The organism is Luteibacter sp. P4_E6 (genome assembly GCF_056401535.1).
Window position 1 is genome coordinate 1 of record NZ_JBFUJE010000485.1, and the last position, 2,947, is coordinate 2,947.

The 2,947-nt window shown below is 63.0% G+C and carries 3 protein-coding genes; 1 reads left to right on the forward strand and 2 read right to left on the reverse strand.

What is annotated here, in order from left to right:
• Together AC1DT2_RS19600 and AC1DT2_RS19605 are read right to left on the reverse strand one after the other, a co-directional pair.
• A partial coding sequence (locus AC1DT2_RS19600) for an NAD(P)/FAD-dependent oxidoreductase (RefSeq protein WP_477298142.1) occupies nt 1–958 on the reverse strand: 958 nt, incomplete at its 3' end.
• Nucleotides 959–962: 4 nt separating this feature from the next.
• On the reverse strand, nt 963–1,316 hold the full coding sequence (locus AC1DT2_RS19605) for a RidA family protein (protein ID WP_477298143.1): 354 nt from the start codon (nt 1,314–1,316) through the stop codon (nt 963–965).
• 96 nt (nt 1,317–1,412) lie between these two features.
• On the opposite strand from AC1DT2_RS19605, the gene AC1DT2_RS19610 reads away from it, so the two are divergent.
• Nucleotides 1,413–2,870: a M81 family metallopeptidase gene (locus AC1DT2_RS19610; RefSeq protein WP_477298144.1), complete on the forward strand. Its 1,458-nt coding sequence runs from the start codon at nt 1,413–1,415 to the stop codon at nt 2,868–2,870.
• The last annotated feature ends 77 nt before the right edge of the window (nt 2,871–2,947 follow it).

The window sequence follows — 2,947 nt, forward strand, 5'->3', positions numbered from 1 at the left end:
GGTCGTAGCCGATGACGGGACTACGGTCGGCCACGAAGCTGCGCAGTCCTGCCCATTTCTGTCGCACGTGGGTAATGGACAGTGTCGTTGCCTGCTCGATGTGGTCCACCGCGATGGCAATGTCCATGTCCTCGGGCAAAGCATCGCAGGGCTCACTGGGTGTTTCGTCGGCAGGCGATAGCAACAGACGGCCCGCATCGGGCTTGAAGTAGAACTGCTCGTCGATGTCGATCGTCATGGGCCAGCGGTCGGAGTCGCTACCGGCCGGCGCGTCGACCATGAAGGCGGTCCGCCGCAGTGGTTGAATCTTGATGGGTGCTGCACCGGCCAGGCCAGCGATCTCGTCAGTCCATGCGCCCGCTGCATTGATGAGGATCCTTCCGCGGAAGACGCCGGCGTCCGTGCCGACGATCCATGCATCGTCCTTCCGCTCGATCGACGTAACCCCGGCGTTGTTGACCAGTCTTCCACCGCGGTCGCGTAGCCATCGCAGGTAGCCCTGGTGCAGGGCGTGGACGTCCACGTCCTGCGCATCGGGCTCGTAGACCGCGGCCGCGACATAATCGTCGCGCAGGCTTGGCGACAGCGCACGGGCCTCGACCGCGTCCACCCGCCGCGTGCCGGCGGCCACGTCCGGCAAAGACGCGAACGTATCCAACGCAGTCAGCTGCCCGACGGTCGCGACGTAGAGCGCACCACGTGGGGATACCAGGGAAGCGCCGGCGAACCCCGCCGGTGGATTGAAAAGAAAGGGTCGACTGGCGCGGCTCAAGGCGCGGATGGACGCGCTTCCGTAGATCTCCGAGAACAGTGCCGCCGATCGGCCTGTCGCGTGGTAGCCGGGTTGACTCTCCCGCTCCAGCACCAACACGCTTGCATGTTGCGCAAGGTTGGCCGCCGCCGATGCTCCGGCGATGCCTCCTCCGACGACGACGATGTCGAACAACGCGTCCTTCATGGACTTAGCTCTCCTTTGACGTCCGGGAAGCGATGGCTTCGATCTCCACCAACGCGTCAGGCAGCGCGAGGCCGCTGATCACCGTGGACCGTGCGGGCTTGTGCGAGCCGAAGTAGCTCGCGTAGGCGTCGTTGAACGCGGCGAAATCACTTTCATGGCGTAACCAGATGGTGCACTTCACGACGTCGGACAACGCCAGTCCGGCATCGCGCAGCACGCTTTCCAGGCGTTCCAGGCAGCGGCGTGTCTGGATGGTGGCGTTCCCCGTGATCGCGCCTGCATCGTCGAAAGCGAGCTGGCCCGAAAGGAATACGAGGGAACCGGTATCGACGAAGGGGCTGAGGTGCGGAGCGGTCATGAGGCATCCCGTAAGGTGTGCATATAACAAAGAACACTGTTGGATATATCTATAACATACATGGGATACTCGCAGCTACACGAACGGGAAGGGCTCATGCGCATCTTCGTTGCAGGTATCTCCACCGAAACCAACACGTTCGCCCCATGGCCGACGGGATGGCGAGGATTCGAAGAGGGCGGCCTCTTCCGCGGCACGGCCAGTGATGCTGATAGCGGAACGAACGGCTTGGTGGCAAGGCGCTTCAGGGAGCTCGCATCGACCGACGGCCACGATGTCGTCGAGGGACTGTTTGCCAACGCCGAGCCTTCGGGACCGACCGTCCAGCACGTATGGGAGAGTCTGCGCGACGAGATGGTTTCGCAGGTGCACGCGGATGGTCCCTTCGACATCATCCTGTTGCTACTGCATGGTGCGATGGTCGCTACGAACTGCGACGACTGTGAGGCCGATCTGGTCACTCGCTTACGAGCGACTTGCGGCCCGGCGACGACGATAGGCGTGGAGCTGGATCCGCATTGCCATCTCTCCCAGACGCTGGTCGACGCTGCGGACGCCGTGATCCTGCTCAAGGAGTACCCCCACGTCGACTACGTCGAGCGTGCACAGGAGCTTTACACCATCTGTGTCGGCAAGGCCGAGGGCAGGGTGCAGCCGGTGAGTGCGCTGTTCGACTGCCGCATGATCGGCTTCTACCCGACGACCGGCGCGATCATGGGTGCCTTGCTTTCGCAGTGGCGCGAAGCCGAGAAACGTCTGGGCATCCTGTCGGTGAGCTTCGTACATGGCTTTCCATGGGGCGATACCGCGGACATGGGTTCCAAAATGCTGGTGATCGCCGACGGCGATGCGTCGCTGGCCGCGAACACCGCTCAGGAGCTGGGAAGGCTGATTTACGCGCAGCGTGAGGCATTGCTGCCTCGCATGCCAGGCATCAGCGATGCGCTCGATCAGGCAATGACCGTACCTGGATGCGTCGTGTTGGCGGACACGGCCGACAATCCTGGCGGCGGCGCCCCGGGGGACAACGTAAGCCTGCTGCGTGAGATGCTTGCGCGAGGCATCCAGGAAGCTGCCCTGGGCGCGATATGGGATCCCATATGCGCCCTGGTGTGCGCTGAAGCCGGCGTCGGCGCGAGGCTCAAGCTGCGCCTGGGCGGCAAGTGTGGTGAATCGTCGGGTGACCCGCTCGATGTGTCGGTGACGGTGCGAGCCATCGACGAGTCACATACTCAGATCGGTCTCGGCGGCACACCAGAGTCCATGGGCCTTTCGGTGTGGCTGACCTGCGATGGCATCGACGTGGTGGTGAACTCGGTGCGCGGACAAGTGTTCTCGCCGGAGGCGTTTACCGGCCTGGGTATTGATCTGCGAGGTAAGCGATTGATCGCGGTCAAATCCAGCCATCACTTCCACGCCAGGTTCGCTTCGATCGCCGACAGCATCATCATGGTGGCGACACCAGGGGCCATCCAGATGAATTTCGCTGACATCAACTACCTCGCCCGCGCCGATCTCAATTACTTTCCACGGGTGCGCGAACCCTTGGGGTGATCGACGGGAGCGCGTTGTCGGACGAGGGCAGGGGCGCCCAGATACGTTCAGCTAATGCTCGGCACACTGGTGTGGTG